General features: G+C 62.2%; 16 protein-coding genes and 1 pseudogene. 10 read left to right on the forward strand and 7 right to left on the reverse strand.

Going from position 1 to position 15,872, the window contains the following annotated elements:
* Window positions 1-68 precede the first annotated feature (68 nt).
* The 5 genes from FAZ97_RS34520 (at window position 69) to FAZ97_RS34540 (ending at window position 4,781) form a co-directional block, all read left to right on the forward strand.
* Complete coding sequence (locus tag FAZ97_RS34520; RefSeq protein ID WP_133179136.1) at window positions 69-1,331, forward strand: ABC transporter substrate-binding protein; 1,263 nt, start codon at window positions 69-71, stop codon at window positions 1,329-1,331.
* Between the two features lie 149 nt (window positions 1,332-1,480).
* Window positions 1,481-2,380, forward strand: a complete 900-nt coding sequence (locus tag FAZ97_RS34525) for a carbohydrate ABC transporter permease (protein WP_233272013.1) — start codon at window positions 1,481-1,483, stop codon at window positions 2,378-2,380.
* 21 nt (window positions 2,381-2,401) lie between these two features.
* Complete coding sequence (locus FAZ97_RS34530) at window positions 2,402-3,253, forward strand: carbohydrate ABC transporter permease (protein ID WP_158763215.1); 852 nt, start codon at window positions 2,402-2,404, stop codon at window positions 3,251-3,253.
* Window positions 3,254-3,348: 95 nt separating this feature from the next.
* Window positions 3,349-3,864 carry a pyridoxamine 5'-phosphate oxidase family protein gene (locus FAZ97_RS34535; protein ID WP_199272218.1) on the forward strand — a complete coding sequence of 172 codons (516 nt, stop codon included), beginning with the start codon at window positions 3,349-3,351 and terminating at the stop codon, window positions 3,862-3,864.
* Between the two features lie 113 nt (window positions 3,865-3,977).
* Window positions 3,978-4,781, forward strand: coding sequence for an FRG domain-containing protein (locus FAZ97_RS34540; RefSeq protein WP_158763216.1), 804 nt, complete (start codon window positions 3,978-3,980; stop codon window positions 4,779-4,781).
* Between the two features lie 30 nt (window positions 4,782-4,811).
* Here the strand turns inward: FAZ97_RS34540 and FAZ97_RS34545 are convergent, their stop codons facing one another.
* Genes FAZ97_RS34545 through FAZ97_RS34555 form a run of 3 tightly spaced genes read right to left on the reverse strand, consistent with a single transcriptional unit; the run spans window position 4,812 to window position 6,099 of the window.
* Window positions 4,812-5,108: a YciI family protein gene (locus FAZ97_RS34545; protein WP_158763217.1), complete on the reverse strand. Its 297-nt coding sequence runs from the start codon at window positions 5,106-5,108 to the stop codon at window positions 4,812-4,814.
* The gene (locus tag FAZ97_RS34550) at window positions 5,090-5,497 is read right to left on the reverse strand and encodes a DUF4406 domain-containing protein (RefSeq protein WP_158763218.1); all 408 of its coding nucleotides are present in this window, start codon (window positions 5,495-5,497) and stop codon (window positions 5,090-5,092) included. The genes FAZ97_RS34545 and FAZ97_RS34550 overlap by 19 nt, the downstream gene beginning before the upstream one ends.
* Window positions 5,494-6,099, reverse strand: coding sequence for an NUDIX domain-containing protein (locus FAZ97_RS34555; RefSeq protein WP_158763219.1), 606 nt, complete (start codon window positions 6,097-6,099; stop codon window positions 5,494-5,496). Before FAZ97_RS34555 ends, FAZ97_RS34550 begins: the two co-directional genes overlap by 4 nt.
* A 31-nt stretch (window positions 6,100-6,130) precedes the next feature.
* On the opposite strand from FAZ97_RS34555, the gene FAZ97_RS34560 reads away from it, so the two are divergent.
* Both FAZ97_RS34560 and FAZ97_RS35755 read left to right on the forward strand, forming a co-directional pair.
* Window positions 6,131-6,961 (forward strand): DeoR/GlpR family DNA-binding transcription regulator, encoded by an 831-nt coding sequence (locus FAZ97_RS34560; protein ID WP_158763220.1) that lies wholly within the window; start codon window positions 6,131-6,133, stop codon window positions 6,959-6,961.
* Between the two features lie 328 nt (window positions 6,962-7,289).
* Window positions 7,290-7,499 (forward strand): annotated as a pseudogene (locus FAZ97_RS35755) (MFS transporter); the annotation flags it as partial.
* A 147-nt stretch (window positions 7,500-7,646) separates the two neighbouring features.
* Here FAZ97_RS35755 and FAZ97_RS34570 read toward each other — a convergent pair.
* From FAZ97_RS34570 to FAZ97_RS34585, 4 genes are all read right to left on the reverse strand, one after another.
* Window positions 7,647-8,252, reverse strand: coding sequence for a glycine zipper domain-containing protein (locus FAZ97_RS34570; RefSeq protein WP_233271961.1), 606 nt, complete (start codon window positions 8,250-8,252; stop codon window positions 7,647-7,649).
* 56 nt (window positions 8,253-8,308) lie between these two features.
* The gene (locus FAZ97_RS34575) at window positions 8,309-11,644 is read right to left on the reverse strand and encodes a hybrid sensor histidine kinase/response regulator (protein ID WP_158763221.1); all 3,336 of its coding nucleotides are present in this window, start codon (window positions 11,642-11,644) and stop codon (window positions 8,309-8,311) included.
* On the reverse strand, window positions 11,641-12,303 hold the full coding sequence (locus FAZ97_RS34580; RefSeq protein ID WP_158763222.1) for a response regulator transcription factor: 663 nt from the start codon (window positions 12,301-12,303) through the stop codon (window positions 11,641-11,643). Before FAZ97_RS34580 ends, FAZ97_RS34575 begins: the two co-directional genes overlap by 4 nt.
* Window positions 12,304-12,541: 238 nt before the next feature.
* Window positions 12,542-13,390, reverse strand: a complete 849-nt coding sequence (locus tag FAZ97_RS34585; protein ID WP_158763223.1) for an EAL domain-containing protein — start codon at window positions 13,388-13,390, stop codon at window positions 12,542-12,544.
* Window positions 13,391-13,607: 217 nt separating this feature from the next.
* On the opposite strand from FAZ97_RS34585, the gene FAZ97_RS34590 reads away from it, so the two are divergent.
* The 3 genes from FAZ97_RS34590 to FAZ97_RS34600 are packed head-to-tail and all read left to right on the forward strand — an operon-like array spanning window position 13,608 to window position 15,859.
* Window positions 13,608-14,198, forward strand: a complete 591-nt coding sequence (locus tag FAZ97_RS34590; protein WP_158763224.1) for a hypothetical protein — start codon at window positions 13,608-13,610, stop codon at window positions 14,196-14,198.
* Window positions 14,195-14,680 carry a DUF3302 domain-containing protein gene (locus FAZ97_RS34595; RefSeq protein ID WP_233271962.1) on the forward strand — a complete coding sequence of 162 codons (486 nt, stop codon included), beginning with the start codon at window positions 14,195-14,197 and terminating at the stop codon, window positions 14,678-14,680. The genes FAZ97_RS34590 and FAZ97_RS34595 overlap by 4 nt, the downstream gene beginning before the upstream one ends.
* The gene (locus tag FAZ97_RS34600; RefSeq protein WP_158763225.1) at window positions 14,681-15,859 is read left to right on the forward strand and encodes an HlyD family secretion protein; all 1,179 of its coding nucleotides are present in this window, start codon (window positions 14,681-14,683) and stop codon (window positions 15,857-15,859) included.
* The last annotated feature ends 13 nt before the right edge of the window (window positions 15,860-15,872 follow it).

Consider the following 15,872-nt stretch of genomic DNA (forward strand, 5'->3'; position numbering starts at 1 on the left):
AGAACAGACGCATTGCGCAGTTCCTTCCGATGCAGCACCGACAACGACGTATAACCAAGGAGACACGCATGATCGGCAAGACCTTCAGACCACGCACCCTGCTCGTTGCTGCGACGCTGGCGGCGGGCGCGCTTGCGGGTACGTTCGCAAGCGCGGCGCAGGCCGGCACGCTCGAAATGAACATTGCCTACAAGGGCGCAAGCCAGCGCGCCGTGTGGGAACAGGTGATCGACGAGTTCAAGAAAACGCACCCGGGCACCGACGTGAAGGTGTCGTTCGTCGACGAGGAAGCCTACAAGGTGCAGTTGCCGAACTGGCTCACGACCGCGCCGCCCGACATCGTGAACTGGCACGACGGCGAGCGCATGGCTTACTACGCGAAACGCGGCCTGTTCGCGGATCTTTCGGACGACTGGAAGAAGAACAACTGGGACAGCATGTACGCCTCGACGAAGGAGGCCTCGTCGTACCAGGGCAAGCAGTACGCCGCACCCACGGTGTATTACTCGTGGGGCATGTTCTATCGCAAGGACCTGTTCGACAAGGTGGGCATCAAGAGCGAGCCCAAGACGTGGAATGAATTCCTCGACGCCTGCAAGAAGCTCAAGGCCGCCGGCATCGCGCCGATCGCCGTGGGCGGCCGCGACGCGTGGACGCTGGCTGGCTGGTTCGACTATCTGGACCTGCGCCTGAACGGCAACGCGTTCCATCAGAAGCTCATGGCAGGCGAAGTTCCGTACACCGATCCGCGCGTGAAGAAGGTCTACGTCACGTGGAAGCAACTGCTCGACGACGGCGACTTCATTCCCAATTCGCTCTCGTACGATCTGGATGCGGCGCAGCCGTTCCTGTTCCAGGGCAAGGCCGCCATGATGCTGATGGGCACCTTCATTACCGGTGGCTTCAGCCCGACGGTCAAGCAACAGATGGGCTACTTCCAGTTCCCGATCATCGACCCGAACGTGCCGACCGCCGAAGACGGTCCGGTCGAATCGCTGCATATTCCGGGCAAGGCGAAGAACAAGGCCGATGCGCGTGCGTTCCTCGCGTTTGCCGAGACGCCCGACGTTGGCGCGCAACTCGCGAAGGGTCTGGGCTCGCTTTCGGCCAACAGCAAGTCGCCGGAGCCTGAGGACCCGATTTCGAAGATCGGCTTCCAGATCCTTTCGAACACGAAGGGCGGCATTGCGCAGTTCTACGATCGCGACATGACGAAAGAAATGGCCGACGAAGGCATGAAGGGCATGCAGCAGTTCGTGTCCGATCCGACGAAGCTGGATTCGATTCTTGCGCAGCTGGAGCAGACGCGTCAGCGGATCTACAAGAAGTAAGGAGTTCGAAGCGGGGCGGGCGGTGGATGCTTACGCCGCTTGCCCTGCGTGCAGGTAGACAGGAGGTTTTTGCCGTGAGACAGGCAGTCACTCACACCGTTGCGCATCGCGCGGACGCAACCGCACCGGCAGGCGGCGAGAACGGCGGCATGCCGCACGCAAGCGGGCGGGGCATACAGCCGCGCCGCCGCGCTTCGCCCACCGCGCGGCGCCAGCGCCGTGCCGCGTGCCTCTTTCTCGCGCCCGCGGTCATCATGTTCGCGGTCTACGTGATCTGGCCGATTCTTTCCACGCTGCGTCTGTCGCTCTACAACTGGGACGGCATGAGCGAAGCGAGTTTCGTGGGCCTCGCGAATTACGTCGAGCTGTTCCATGCGCCCACGTTCTACACGGCGCTCAAGAACAACGTGATCTGGCTGGTGCTGTTCCTGCTCGCACCGCCCATGGGCCTCGCGATCGCGCTGTACCTCAATCAGGCCGTTGGCGGCATTCGTATCGTCAAGTCGCTTTTTTTCGCGCCGTTCGTGCTTTCCGGCGTGGTGGTGGGCCTCATCTACTCGTGGTTTTACGACCCTACGTTCGGCCTGCTCGCGCTCATGCTGGGTCGCGGTATTCCCGTGCTCGGCGACCCGAATTACGCCACGCCCGGCATCATATTCGCGGCGCTATGGCCGCAAACCGCGTATTGCATGATCCTCTACCTCACCGGCCTCACCACGCTCAACAGCGAGCAGATCGAGGCCGCGCGCATGGAGGGCGCGAAGGGCTGGACCATGCTGTGGCACGTGATCCTGCCGCAACTTCGTCCCGTCACGTTCATGGCCGTGGTGGTCACGGTCATTGGCGCGCTGCGCAGTTTCGACCTCATTTCCGTGATGACGGGGGGCGGCCCGTTCGAAAGCTCGACGGTGCTCGCGTACTACATGTACGACCAGGCAATCAAATACTACCGGCTTGGTTATTCGGCCGCGATTGCCGTCGTGCTGTTCGCGATCATGCTGCTCTATATCGTCTATCACCTGCGCCGCCTGCTGCGCAGCGAGCACTGAATCCGCTACGAGGATCCGCACATGTTTCCGATTCCGGTCGACAAATGGAAGCCCGCGTCGCGCCGCCTGTACAAGCTCTCGCTGCCCGTGGCGCTCGTCATCTGGCTGCTGCCGCTCATTGCCGTTCTGGTCACGTCGGTGCGCTCCACCGATGAACTGAGCGAAGGCAACTACTGGGGCTGGCCGAAGCACTTCGCGATGATCGAGAACTATCGCGACGCGCTCACGACTTCGCCCATGCTGCATTACTTCTGGAACAGCGTGCAGATCACGCTGCCCGCCGTGGCCGGGGCGATAGCGCTCGCGGCGCTGGCGGGCTATGCGCTGGCCATCTACCGCTTTCCGGGTAATTCGGCACTGTTCGCTACCTTTGTTGCGGGCAACTTCGTGCCGATCCAGGTGCTGATGATTCCGGTGCGCGATCTCACGCTCAAGCTCGGGCTCTACAACACGGTGGGCGGGCTGATTTTGTTTCACCTTTCGTTTCAGACCGGGTTTTGCGCGCTCTTCCTGCGTAATTTCATCAAGCAACTGCCGTTCGAACTCGTCGAGGCCGCACGCATCGAGGGCGCGAACGAATGGACCGTGTTCGTGCGCATCGTGCTGCCGCTCATTCGCCCGGCGCTCGCCGCGCTAGCGATTCTCGTGTTCACGTTCGTCTGGAACGACTACTTCTGGGCGCTGTGCCTGACCCAGGGCGACGACGCCGCGCCGATCACCGTGGGCGTTGCGGCCCTCAAGGGGCAGTGGACGACGGCATGGAACCTCGTTTCCGCGGGCTCGGTCCTCGCGGCGCTGCCTTCGGTGATGATGTTCTTCGCGATGCAAAAGCACTTCGTGGCGGGACTCACATTCGGTGCGACCAAGGGCTGAACGGTTGATGAAAGGCGGGGCGATTTGACTTCGGCGCGGCGCTACGGTCCAATTTCGAAAGACCCGACGCAAGCCATGCCCGCAAGGAACGCCCCATGCAGCAAAACGAACCGGCCCCGCGGCCGATGCAGCCCGCGACGGGGCCCAAACCCGCCACGCAATTGCCCGCCGCGCTCGTGCGCGAATTCGACGGCGACCACCTCGAAGCACGCCTTGCCGATGCGGTGCGCCTTTCGACCGTAAGCGAGGACGGCTGGCCGCATGGCGCGCAACTGAGCGCGGGCGAGATCCTGGCCGTCAACGCCGCGACGCTGCTCATCGCCGTCTGGCCGCAATCCAGCACCACAGCCAATCTCGTGCGCGATGCACGCCTCACGCTCTCGCTCGTGCATAACGGCGCGCTGCTGGAGATACGCGCACGCGCTCACGCCGTAGCGCAGCGGCAAACGGCGCTGGAACTGCGCGTATTTCGCGTGGAAATCGAGTCTGTCACCGAGCACCGAGCGAAATATGCCGCGGTGCTGAGCGGCGTGACGTTCCGTCTTTACGAGCCCGAGCAGGTGCTGGCGCGCTGGCGCGAGCAGATCGCGATGCTGCGTGCATTCGCATGAGGCGCGAGGCGAAAGCTTCGTGATGTTGTCATCGTCGATGTGCTAGCGTGTTCTGCGGGGCGCGCGCTTGATGGGCACGTCGCCACGCAAGAACAAACGCTACCGGAACCACGATGCAGACTACGGTACTCACAGACTGGCAACAGTTCATGGCGCTGACCACGCAGCTCGACGGCTGGGCGTTTCGCGGCCAGCAGAACGCGCAGTGGCACCTCGAAAGTTCGCTCACGCGCTACATGCGCGACTACGTGGGCGACCGGCTGCAGTGGCGCCAGCGCGAGGAGCGCGCCATTCGCGTGTTTCGCCGCAAGGCGCACAACTTCCTTGCACATCCGGACCTGCTCAAGGACGATCTGCGCTGTCTCGCGCTCATGCAGCACCACGGCGCGCCCACGCGGCTGCTCGATTTCACCAAGAGCCCGTTCGTTGCGGCGTTTTTCGCGTTGGAGCGCGCAACCGGCGATGCGGCCGTCTATGCGCTGAACACGCCCGCACTCTGGAATAGCCGCGCGCTGCCAAAAGCCAACCCCACGCTCACGCGCGACGTGATCGACCCGCGCGCGCACGACAACTTCGAACGCTACTTCTTTAGTAACACGAACGAAATTCTCTGGTCTGGGGAGCCCACGGAGATGGACGACCGGCTCGTCGCGCAGTCGGGCACCTTTGTCGTGCCGGGCGTGATCGACAAGCCGTTGCAGGCGATTCTCGAAGGCTACGAGAGCCACGAGGAGCTGTTGCACAAGATCGTGCTGCCCGAGCGCATCCGCATGGACGCGATGAAGTGGCTCTACCGCATGAACATAACGAATGCGTCGCTGTTTCCGGGGCTCGACGGGCTCGCGCGGTCCATTGCGGTGGAGCTTGAGATCGTGTGGTCGGGCATGGTGGTGCCGATTGCGGGCTCAACGAACTGATCGGAACGCATCAATGCGCATCGGCCACGATCACGGCGTTTCGGGCCGCGGCAGATTGAGGCCGGGCGCAAGGCGCGTAGCCTTGAATTCCGTCACTTCATAGCTGGCGACGCCTTGCTGCGCAAACGGATCGGCGGCGAGCAGCGCATCGAGCCGCTCGCGCGGCATGTGCGAGGCGATGATCACGCCGCCGTCGCGCGGCATTTTCGGGCCGGCGGCAATGAACTTGCCCGCTTCGAAGTGCGTATCGAGGTAGGCGCGATGCGCGGGAAGGGCGTCGTCGATGCGTTCGAGCGGGGCAACGTAGGTCAGGGAAACGATGTACATGGCGGTGTCTGGTCGGAGAGGGCGCAAGACGCGTATGGTATCTCAGCGAGGTCGAAATACACGCGCTTGCTGGCCTCACGGGCGAGCGCAACATCGGCATCGGCGCCGCGCGAGTCGCCAGGGATGCGAAGCACGGCATCGCAGTGCGCGAGCATGCGGTGGGGCACCGGGTACAGGAACGCTTCGCTGATGGCGTCGCCAATGCACGTCGAGCCGGCCTGGGCGGCCAGGGGAAGCGACAGCCATTCACCAACGATCGGCGTATGGCCGAGGCGGAAAACGTCCAGCGCAGCCGCTTCGAGCCTCGCGAGGTTCGCGGCCATGAGCGCTGGGTCGCCGTTGGTGCCGCCGCGCCACGGTCCCGCAATCAGAATCAGTTGAGGCGTCATGCGAGGACCTCTTTGCGGGTTGCGCACAGCGCCGCGTGCTGCAGGAGCATGATCGTCTTGCCGTCCACGATCTCGCCGCGCTCGATCATCCTTAGCGCTTCGCCCAGCGGCACTTCAAGCACCTCCAGATCCTCGCCTTCCTCCTCGACTCCGCCACCCGCGCCGGGCCGCTCGGCGGGGTCGTATTCGCCCAGGTAGAAGTAAAGCTTCTCGGTCACGGAGCCCGGGCTCATGTACGCCTCGAATACCTTGCGCAGGTTGCGCACGCGGTAGCCCGTTTCTTCTTCGACTTCGGCGCGAATGCGCTCGTCGGGCGCGGCGTCGTCGAGCAGACCGCCCGGCGCCTCGATCATCATGCCGTCGTGTCCGTTGACGAACGTCGGCATGCGAAATTGCCGCGTGAGCACGACGTTGCCGCTGCGCGGGTCGTGCAGCAGGATCGTCGCGCCATTGCCGCGATCGTAGGTTTCGCGGCTCTGGCGTTGCCACGTGCCGTTGCTGCGCAGGAAGTCGAAGGTCACCTTGCGCAGCACATACCAGTCGTCGGACAGCACGGCGGTTTCGATCATGCGCACGCGGTCTTTCGTTGCAGTTGTGGTCATCTCGTTCCCCATTGGTCAGGATTCGCCAATCATGGTATCGTGCAGTTTCGTGCAAAATCAAGAAAATTCGTGCAACCTCGCGTGTAACCGGATCGATGCGATTCCCATGCTCACAGATCAACGAAAGAAAGCGATACTCGAAGCGCTCAAGCGCGAAGGCCAGGTGCTCGCCGGCGAATTGAGCGCGAAGTTCGGCGTTTCCGAGGACACGGTGCGGCGCGATCTGCGCGAACTGGCGGCCGAAGGCCTGTTGCAGCGCGTGCACGGCGGCGCGTTGCCGGCTTCGCCGGCGGTGGCGCCGATTGCCGAGCGGCGCGGCATGGAGGTGGCGGCCAAGCGGCGCATTGCGCAAAAAGCAGCAGGCATGATCGCGCCTGGCCAGGTGGTGATCGTCGATGGCGGGACGACCACGGCGCTGCTAGTCGAGTGCTTGCCGCGCGACTTGCGGGCGACGGTCGTCACGCATAGCCCGGGTGTCGCGGTCGCGCTCGCGGAGCATCCCACGATCGAGGTCGTGCTGATCGGCGGGAAACTGTACAAGCACTCGGTGGTCACGGTGGGCGCGGCGGCCGTGGAGGCGATTGCGCACATACACGCGGACCTGTACTTCATGGGCGTGACGGCCGTTCACGCGCAAGCGGGACTCAGTACCGGAGATTTCGAGGAATCCTATGTAAAGCGCGCACTGGCCGCGCGCGCGGCGGAAACGGTCGTGCTGGCCTCGGCGGCGAAGCTCAACGCCGCTTCGCCGTATTGCATCGGTCCGATCGGCATGGCGCAGACGATCGTCGTCGAGCGCTCGACGGATGCGAAGCTGACCGAACCGATCGAGGCGGCCGGCGTGACGGTGGTGCGTGCCTGAGTGCAGGCGTCGTGACCCGGATGGCCGCGGTCCATGGAGCCGACGCGCGATCGTTGGCGGCGCCCACGGGATGGGCATCGACTTCGCGCAAGGATATTGCGCGAGCTATCCGAAGCCTCTGTCGAACGGCCAACCCGTGACCACTGTGGAGGCCTGAGCCGTGCGGCGGCCCCGAATAGCGCAGCCTACGTCCGGTCGGAAAGAGGTGGGCCTCCGTCCTGCGTACGCTGAGCACGCCAGGCGCGCGGCGTTATTCCAAAGCGTTCGATAAACCAGCGAGTAAAGGACGCCTGACGCGAAAAGCCTAGCAGCTCTGCGACGCGTCCGGGGACCGCTGCTCGCCGCGCTGATCGTCATTTCGCACGGCCAGCGCAGCGTTGGCTGGTTCTCAGGGGCCGCACTCGTTGCCATGGTGGTGCTCACGCAAATCGGCCGCTGGTACAAGACGCATCCCGCGACCAGGAAATCCTCGCGCGGCACGGTTGATGGTCACCCGACGTTTTCGCATGGGCGCGTCATGCTCACCATGGGCGTGCTTGAAGGTGTGCGGGCGCGGAAAGCCGGAGGCAAGGAGTAGGGTGATAGGCGAGCGAGCGCCAGCCGCCCGCCCTCAGGTCGCGGCGGGGTATCGACCACGGCATCCCCGCCTGAATTGCCAACACATTCATCGCTGCACCCGCCGCGGCTATTCGACCGTATACCGGCCGGTCATGCAGGCGCGCCATGCGTGCCAATATGAAGACATTGCGTACTCGTTGTTCGCCTGGGCCTGCGCGTTGTACGCGGCTATCCCACGGCGTTCCTGACGCCGTTCCATTCCACCGGCCATTGCACCGATCGCGGCCCCCGCTGCGGCCCCTTTGCCAGCGTCGCCGGCAATCGCCCCGGCTACGCTTCCCGCCGCCGCACCGCGTGCCGCTCCGACCACCCGCTGGCCGCCAGGCACCACGACGGGGGCCGGCGCCGTCGCCGCGACTGCGGGATCGACGCCGCTTTGCTGCCTCGCCCAGCTATAGCAGGCCGCGTCGTCGTTCGACTGCTGATAGGGTGACTGTCCCCTCGCGGGATAAATCACGGGCTTGGGGTACACAACTTGTGCCTGCGCAATTTCGGCCACGGCTGGCGCGATAACGGATGCCAGTGCGAACGCAGCCTGCGCGGCGAACATGAATTGTCGACGTTTGCTCATAAGTGACTTGCGGGAAAAAGTCGCCCGCACGAAGGCGGGCGAAAAGGGAGAGTCCACATGAAGTGAAACGACAGATCTGCTGTTGATCGCTGCAGCTGTCATGACCATATTGCGTTTTCCCGACAACGCCGACAATCATAGAAGTTGGAAAGTGTCTGCTAGATCGTCCCAGTTGATCTGGAATCCATATCGCTTCGTCTTACCCGTTTGCACATGCGTGCAAGCTCCTGCACGACGAACGCGGCCTGGCTTTCGATTTCGGCATTCCAGCCTCCCACCTCTGCGAGGTAGTGATGCAACTCTTCGCAGAGCGCAAGCAACGCTGAGCGCTCGAGAACGGCGAGCGTGCCCGAGGTCCGGTGCAACGTTCGCTCCAGTTGTGGGACGTTGCGCCCGGCAATGACGCGTTCAAGTGTTTCAAGGTCGCTTTCGGCCTGCTCCAGAAAAGCGCTTGCATAGGCTGATGGCACGCGTGGAATATCTGGGATCTCGCTTTCGGATAGAGCGGCCTGTGTTGCGGGATTCTCGTTGCGATGCAACGCCTTTTCCCTTGAATCGGTGCCACTGCGTATCGAAGCGAGGACGGCGAGCGAGACGGGTTTCGTAAGATAGTTCGCGAAGCCCATTGCGCGCGCGTCGGAAACATCCGCTTGCCGCGTGCTCGCGCTGATCGCGTAAACCGGGATATCCAGCGCGAGCGTATCAAGCTCGCGAAGCAGTTCGAATCCGTTCATATCGGGCATATCGATGTCGGTCAGCACGACATCGACGCGACTGTTCGACACTGTCCTCAGTGCCTCGCAACCATTGCTCGCCTGGAGCACGCTGGCACCCAGGACGCAAAGCTGATCGCGAAGCAGGCTCCGGTTCAGGACGTTGTCTTCGGCGATCAAGACGCGCAGGCCCTGTAGCGGCTTCTCAGACGTCTGGTCGACGCGCGCATCGATGAACGGTTGAGGCGATGGGTCACCCGATACCGCGCCCAGCAGCGCAGTCTGAAATCCTGCGCGACTGTAGATTGAAACTTCCTGGCCTCCGCCCGGCAGTATCGAGGCGACCAGCGGACCCTGTTGCTTCACCCAGACAATCGAGGCTGGCGCCGGCCACCATCGAGCAACGTCCTCTGGAGAAAACTCCTCGGTAACAACGAGGCATTCGAACGCATCGCTGTCGAGCGGTTCGCACGTGTTGCGTATGGCCGCGGGCGGACTGCCCGGCCAGTCGAGATGGTTCAGCAGCGTTTCATAATGCTCAGGTGCACGAAATAGAATCGCCGTTCGCGGTGCTGGCGGGCTCGCGGGCGAAGCGACGTCGCTGCCGCCATCGGACGCCCTGAGGGGCAGATTCACCGTGACGCGCGTGCCCACTCCCGTCATGCTGTCAAGCTTGATCCCACCGCCCATGAGTTCGCAGAGTTTCGAGCAGATCGAGAGACCGAGTCCGGTGCTCGGTGCGTTGCCCAGCCGGTGAGCTGTCGCCTGCGAGAATGGTTGGAAAAGGCGATCGCGCTGGTCCTCGGGAATCCCGACGCCAGTGTCCGAAATCTCGGTGGTGAGGCCGTCATTCGACCATCGCGCACGCAGCACGACCTTCCCGGTGTGAGTGAACTTCAGCGCATTGTTCAGCAGATTGTTGATGATCTGCGACACGCGCACAGCGTCGAAATGGAGTTCAGCGGGAATGCGCCGGTCGAGAACCGCGTGCAAGGTCAGCCCGCGCTTTGAAGCCTCGCGCGCGTGAGCCGCCGCGATCCCGTGCAGCAGGTCGACGAGCGACCCGGGCGTTTCTTCAATGCTCAATGCACCAACATCGATTTTCGAAAAATCGAGTACGTCGTTGACCACTTGCAAGAGACCGTCTGATGAAACCTGCATCGCGCGAACGCGTTCTCTTTGTCCGGCATCCAGTTGCCCCAAAGCAAGCAGTTCGATATTGCCTACCAGCGAGGAGAGCGGCGTTCTTAATTCGTGGCTCATCGATGCGAAGAATGCGAGCTTCGCTTTCGCGGCTGCATCGCTCGCGAGCTTGGCTTGCCGCAACAATTGCTTCGAGTGATGGTGCTCGGTCATGTCTACGATCGCGCAAAACAGCACCGGCTCCTGCCTGACTTCGGCGGGCGCATAGGTAATTTCGAGGTGAACCTGATTACCGTCTGCCAGCTTCAGGGCAAATGGAATCTGGAATATGCCGGATTCGCTGGCGCTCGACGTGTGTGCGCCGAGATGCGCATCGAACACCGCGCGCAGACCATGAGGCAGGCGCGTTTCTCCCGGCGAAATGCCCAAAACCTCGCGCGCAATCTGGTTTGAAACGATGATCTCGAGCGTTTCGCGCCGCACGATGCATAATCCGACGGGGTTCGCATGAACGAGAAGATGGTTGAGCATTTCGCTCTCGAGCGCCCGCGAAGCTTCCTCGTAAGTCATTGCGAGGAAGCGGTAGTTCCAATGGCGGTACATGGCGAAGAGGAGAGCGAGGACCACCGCCGTTACGGCGCCGATTAATTGCAGCTCGCCGGCCATTTTCTGCAACTGTTGCCCGGGCGGGAGCACGAAGACAAGCCGGCCGAAATCAGCAGTCAGCGGCGTGAGGCGCAGCGCCCAGCCACAACCGGGAATCCAGTGAAACACGCCGTCTTCACGGCCCTGCAACTTGCGCTCGAGGAACCCGGCATTGACCTCGTCCCCTGAACTGGCCAATGGAACGTTAAAGCGATCAAAGAGAATCGCATCCGGAACGGACAATCCCTCTCTTGCCGGCTGGAACAAATCTTTCAATGCGATGCGCGTCAGGACAACGGCATAGATGCGGTTTCCTTTCGAGATCAGGGACGCGCCGATCATCTCCGGCCTGTCCCGTGTTTGCCCGGAAGGCATGGTCAGCCAGGCGACACGCTTTTCCCGCGCCGCCTCCAGCGGGTCGATTCTTTCGGTGCGGTACTGATTGAGCACCGCGTCCACGATCATCGAAGTCTGGGCCGACGAATACTTCGGTACATCGCGCGTTCGCGCCGAATAAGCGGTGACGTATCGATACGCCGCCCTGTCAGCCACCGAAATCATTTCGATAGCTGGCATCTGCCCCGCCGCGAGCAGGATGCGCACCGCCTCGTCGCAGCTTTGCTGGAGCACGGCGTCCTCGCGCGATGACCGCGAAACGCGCACGCACACACTGTTCGCATGATCGCCGGAGTCGGGATGGAACGGGTCGTTCGCGCGCAGGCCAAGTATGAGGTTGGAAGCCGTGAGCGCGCTGCGGCGCTCGAGCACCGCATCCACCACGCTCTGCTCATAAAGCCGTGCGAGTTGCTCCTGTGCGCGCAGCGAGGCGTTCAAGCGTACCGCGATCGCCACCGCCGCGCAGGCGAGCGTGCATAGCGCGAGCAGGGCCACAACGATTGAAAAGACACGTCTTTCGCGCTGCAGGTTTTTCTCGACGGAATCGAAGGTGCGCAGCGGTGATTCATCGCGCCGAGGTGTCGCCATCTTCGTCATACGAGACCATGATCGCGTGCGTAGGTGATCAGATCGGCGTTGTTGGCGATATTCAGTTTCTGCATGGCGGAGCGCTTCTGGGCCGCGATCGTCGCGAGCGATCGATGAAAGGAGGCCGCGATACTCGTGAGCGAGTCGCCGTTCGCGAACATGCGCACGACCTCAATTTCCTTGGGGGACAAATTGCAGGTATTCGCACCGGGGCGTCCACCCGCGCTGATGATCCTGTTCGCAACGGCCGGGGAAAGATGCGGGCCAGCGCTGCCCGATACCGCGTTCAGACAGATTCGCTTCAGGATTTCAGGGTCTTCCGATTTGCCGACAATGGCCGCCACGCCTTCTGCCTTGATCCAGGCGAGCAGGCCGCTGTTGGTCAGCATGGTGAAGACGACAATGGGCGTATCGGGATGTCGGCCGCGCAGACGCTGGATCAGGCGCAGACCGTCTTCGCTGCCCGGCGCGCGCTCCATCGAAAAATCGGTTACGACGAGGTCGAAACGCTGCCGTTCGAGTGCGTCGAAGAGCGCTTTGCCGGACTCGCATAGCTCGACGACATGAAAACCGATGGTGCTGAGTACATCTCTGATCGCGAGGCGGATCATCGGGTGATCGTCCGCAATCGCTGCCGATAAGGCTGTAGTGTGTTGTGGATAAGTCATCTACATGAAGGCCGTGCAGATAAGACTCTGTCCGGGAAAATTAGCAAAAAATCGTGTAAAACATCGTCGCCGATCGGTCAATAAAATTGACATATCAACTCAATAGGGTCGATACCCCGAACCATGGGAAGTCGTTTCGTTACCGTGTGACGACTTTTTAGTCTACCTGAATAAGGGTTTTCCCGCACCTTCGAGCGCAAGGCCGTTCAGCGCCCCAGCGTTTCCAGCGCCCCGCCTTCTATTGCGCCGGTGCGCGCAGAAGGCGCTCGCTCGCGATTTGACCGCCTCGGCGAATAGGTGCCGATACGCCGGGCGAACGGAGTAGCCAATGAAGCAGCGCGGTGGATGAGAGCGGTCCCGAGATCAGGTTGCCCTGTGCGTCGAGATCGCCAAACCGGGCGAGCCAGGCGAGTTGGCTGGGGTTCTCCACACCGTCGACGGCGACGGAAATGCCAAGATCGCGCGCGAGGCTGACAACGCTCTGCAAAATGGCCGCCGATGTTGAATCGTGCGGAAGGCTCTCCGTGAATTGACGGCAAAATTTCAACCCGCTGACCGGCAACGCGATCAGGCTCGAGAGGGTTGAATGCTTGAGACCGAAATCGTCGAGAACGACGGCTATTCCCATACGCCTTAGCACTGACAATCGCGTAACGAAGCTGGCGGTGACGTCGCGAGCCGCGGGCTCGCGCATCTCGAACCTGATTCGGGCAGGCTGAATGGCATGTTGCCGGATCCCGCGCGCGACCAGGGGGACGAACCGGTCATCGAGAAGTTGGTCGGTCGAAATGTCGATTGATAGTGCCACCTTGTCCGGCGTGCAGCACTGCCAACGAGCGAGGTTGGCGCATCCGTCGTTGAAGGCAGTCTCGAAGTCCGGCATTGCCAGCACACCGGGCTCGGCATTCGATCGGGCGATGGCCTCGGCGCCGGTCAATACACCGGATCGCGCGGAAACGATCGGCTGGTATTCGACGAGGAGTTTTCCGACCGAGGCGCGATGCGCACGCTCAGGCGCATCGTTCTCAGTCGAATGCGCCCCGGACGCATTTGCGCGCTTCGCTTCGCGCCACAAGCCACTGATCATTCCCCGTCTCCCTTGTGTGGAATTTCATCTCGTCACGAGAATAGGGCGAGCGCATCTTCCCGGCTATCACAGGAATCAGAAAGGGCGCTCCCGTACTTTCTGATTCCTGTGATAGCGACGCGATGCCGCGACGCGTAACTTACCGACCTGATGGAACGATTGACAACACACATATTGCTATCCGCGATGTGTGTCCCAACTCAAGGGAACGACTTAGATGAACGGGAACGATCATTCAGCGGCGTCGCGAAGGCGAACTGGCCGGCTCGCCGCGCTCCTGTCGAGCGTCCGCCACGCCTGGCGCCATATCCGGCAGTGGCATTTCGCGCAGAGCGCCCGCACGATCCGCGCCGCGGCGCATCAACTCACGGTGACGCTGGCCGTCGCTGGTGCCGGCCAGGCGCACGCGCAGGCGATTCCCGCTGATGGATGGGCGCGCATCTCTCCGAATGCAGGCTACGGATTCGGCTTCTATATGGAGGTAGCCCGGTCCCGAGAGCACGGCGGTGCCGCGCCGGGCAAATATGACCTGCTCTATACAGAGCAGGTGCAAAGCACGGAGGACCCGGCTTCGCACTGGCAAAGCGGAGTTCGTTCAGCAACTGCACTACCGGGTCGCCCAAAAAATGACCCTGTGCTCAGCGAACTGGGAAACGCGGGGGTGATGACGATCGCGTTGGGACTGAGGGAGGCGGTACCGATGATGGTATTCACGGGCTCCGTGTCGAACCGATGCATTGGACGCTACCAGGATTGCGGCGAGGATCGCCTCAGCTATCAACCCCTTTCTCAGCCGCAGACGCCATGAAACACGAATCGAAGCAAATGGAAGATAGGGCTGAGCGTGTGCGTAGCGTCAACGCTTTGGCCCGGCCGGGGCGATATCTGGCGGCTGGCGTCGCGCTTCTGGCACTGAGTTCGCCAACTTTCGCCTCGGTTTCGCGAGGGACCCTCGAACACGCCGCCGATTTCATTTCGTGGGTGGTGCTCGCCTTCGTACCGATTGCCGGCATTTACGCGTTTTGGGCGCTTCATATCTTGCCGGAAAGAGTGGCGAGAAAGAAGCAGCATCCGCAATTGGAGGCGATTCACGCGCTGTGCCTGCTGTCGTTGTTCTTTGGCGGTCTTCTGTGGCCATTGGCGTGGCTCTGGGCGCATACCAAGCCGGTGTTTTACCGGGCGGCCTATGGCACAGACAAGCTGCCGCCGGAAGATGCCGATGCTCAGGCAACGCCGGCTCACGCGCACGCACTAGTCTGCGCAGTCGCCAACGAGAAGGACAAGGTTTAGATGGAAGTTTTGATTCTGGGTATTTACGCATTCTGCGTATGGCTGATCTTCTTCAAGTTCAAATGGTTGCCGTGGAACCCCATCTCCATGGTCATTGCATTCACGCTGCCGATCATTGCGCTCGCGACGATCATTCTTTCTCTCAACGTCGTGGCGCCATCGACGCATGACGTCAGAGTGGTCGGGAAGGTCCTGCAGGTCGTGCCGCAGGTCAAGGGGCGTATCGTCGAACTCCCGGCAGAGGGTAACAGGCACTACCGCAAAGGCGATGTCCTGCTTCGTATCGATCCCACTCCGTATGAATTGTCGGTCGCGCAACTGGAGGGAAGACTGCACGCCGACGACGCAGCCGTTGCACAGGCCGACGCTTCGAGCCGGCAGCTTGCGGAGTCCGTGCGCCGCGAAGCAGGGAAGGTGAGCACCGTGCAAGCCTCATTGTCGCTGGCGAGGCAAAGAGTGAAGGAGCAGGACGCATTGCTTGCGGCGGGGGCGGGCTCGAAGTTCGATCGCGACGACGCCATGGCGCGGCAGAGCGAGCTGGAAGGCCAGTTGGTCAGTGCGCAGGCTGAGGAAGGCGAGGCAAAGGCGACGCTCTCGGCGCAAAGCCAGGGTGAGTTCGCCGCCATTGCTGCCGCGCGGGCGCGCCGCGCGGAGACCGTGAGCATGCTCGACAACGCCAGGTGGGAGCTGTCCCAGACGGTCTATCGCGCTCCGGCGGATGGCCGGGTCGTGAACCTGCAGGTTCGTGTCGGCACGATGCTGGTTCCGTTGCCGTTGACGCCTGCATTCAGCTTCGTGGAGGACGACCAGGAACTGATTGCCTTCTATGGTCAGAACGAGCTGTACAACGTGCGGCCAGGCGATGCGGCCGAAGTGTACCTGCCAACGATGCCCGGAGCGATTCTCGAGGCGAAGGTGGACTCGATCGTCTGGGCGCAGTCACAAGGGCAATTTCCTCAAGGCGGCCTGCTTCCCAACACCGGTCCGGTCGCCGCCACTCCGAACCGCTTCGCCGTCAAGCTCGCGCTGGACGATCAATCGAAGTGGCCGCTCCTCCCGGTCGGCGCGCTGGGTGCAGGGGCAATCTATACGCAGCATGGCGAAGCAATTCAGCTCATTCGTATGGTGTTTCTACGCGTGAGCTCCAGGCTGAACTATCTCGTCCTCAAGCTGCATTGAAGGAATGATTGTG

It is taken from the genome of Paraburkholderia acidiphila (genome assembly GCF_009789655.1).
In the GTDB taxonomy this organism is placed as follows: Bacteria; Pseudomonadota; Gammaproteobacteria; order Burkholderiales; family Burkholderiaceae; genus Paraburkholderia; species Paraburkholderia acidiphila.

What these genes read in the sequence shown, in the direction of transcription:
- FAZ97_RS34520 (WP_133179136.1), top strand. Translation starts at nt 69, where the DNA reads ATGATCGGCAAGACCTTCAGACCACGCACCCTGCTCGTTGCTGCGACG.
- FAZ97_RS34525 (WP_233272013.1), top strand. Translation starts at nt 1,481, where the DNA reads ATGCCGCACGCAAGCGGGCGGGGCATACAGCCGCGCCGCCGCGCTTCG.
- FAZ97_RS34530 (WP_158763215.1), top strand. Translation starts at nt 2,402, where the DNA reads ATGTTTCCGATTCCGGTCGACAAATGGAAGCCCGCGTCGCGCCGCCTG.
- FAZ97_RS34535 (WP_199272218.1), top strand. Translation starts at nt 3,349, where the DNA reads ATGCAGCAAAACGAACCGGCCCCGCGGCCGATGCAGCCCGCGACGGGG.
- FAZ97_RS34540 (WP_158763216.1), top strand. Translation starts at nt 3,978, where the DNA reads ATGCAGACTACGGTACTCACAGACTGGCAACAGTTCATGGCGCTGACC.
- FAZ97_RS34545 (WP_158763217.1), bottom strand. Translation starts at nt 5,108, where the DNA reads ATGTACATCGTTTCCCTGACCTACGTTGCCCCGCTCGAACGCATCGAC.
- FAZ97_RS34550 (WP_158763218.1), bottom strand. Translation starts at nt 5,497, where the DNA reads ATGACGCCTCAACTGATTCTGATTGCGGGACCGTGGCGCGGCGGCACC.
- FAZ97_RS34555 (WP_158763219.1), bottom strand. Translation starts at nt 6,099, where the DNA reads ATGACCACAACTGCAACGAAAGACCGCGTGCGCATGATCGAAACCGCC.
- FAZ97_RS34560 (WP_158763220.1), top strand. Translation starts at nt 6,131, where the DNA reads ATGGTATCGTGCAGTTTCGTGCAAAATCAAGAAAATTCGTGCAACCTC.
- FAZ97_RS34570 (WP_233271961.1), bottom strand. Translation starts at nt 8,252, where the DNA reads ATGACAGCTGCAGCGATCAACAGCAGATCTGTCGTTTCACTTCATGTG.
- FAZ97_RS34575 (WP_158763221.1), bottom strand. Translation starts at nt 11,644, where the DNA reads ATGACGAAGATGGCGACACCTCGGCGCGATGAATCACCGCTGCGCACC.
- FAZ97_RS34580 (WP_158763222.1), bottom strand. Translation starts at nt 12,303, where the DNA reads ATGACTTATCCACAACACACTACAGCCTTATCGGCAGCGATTGCGGAC.
- FAZ97_RS34585 (WP_158763223.1), bottom strand. Translation starts at nt 13,390, where the DNA reads ATGATCAGTGGCTTGTGGCGCGAAGCGAAGCGCGCAAATGCGTCCGGG.
- FAZ97_RS34590 (WP_158763224.1), top strand. Translation starts at nt 13,608, where the DNA reads ATGAACGGGAACGATCATTCAGCGGCGTCGCGAAGGCGAACTGGCCGG.
- FAZ97_RS34595 (WP_233271962.1), top strand. Translation starts at nt 14,195, where the DNA reads ATGAAACACGAATCGAAGCAAATGGAAGATAGGGCTGAGCGTGTGCGT.
- FAZ97_RS34600 (WP_158763225.1), top strand. Translation starts at nt 14,681, where the DNA reads ATGGAAGTTTTGATTCTGGGTATTTACGCATTCTGCGTATGGCTGATC.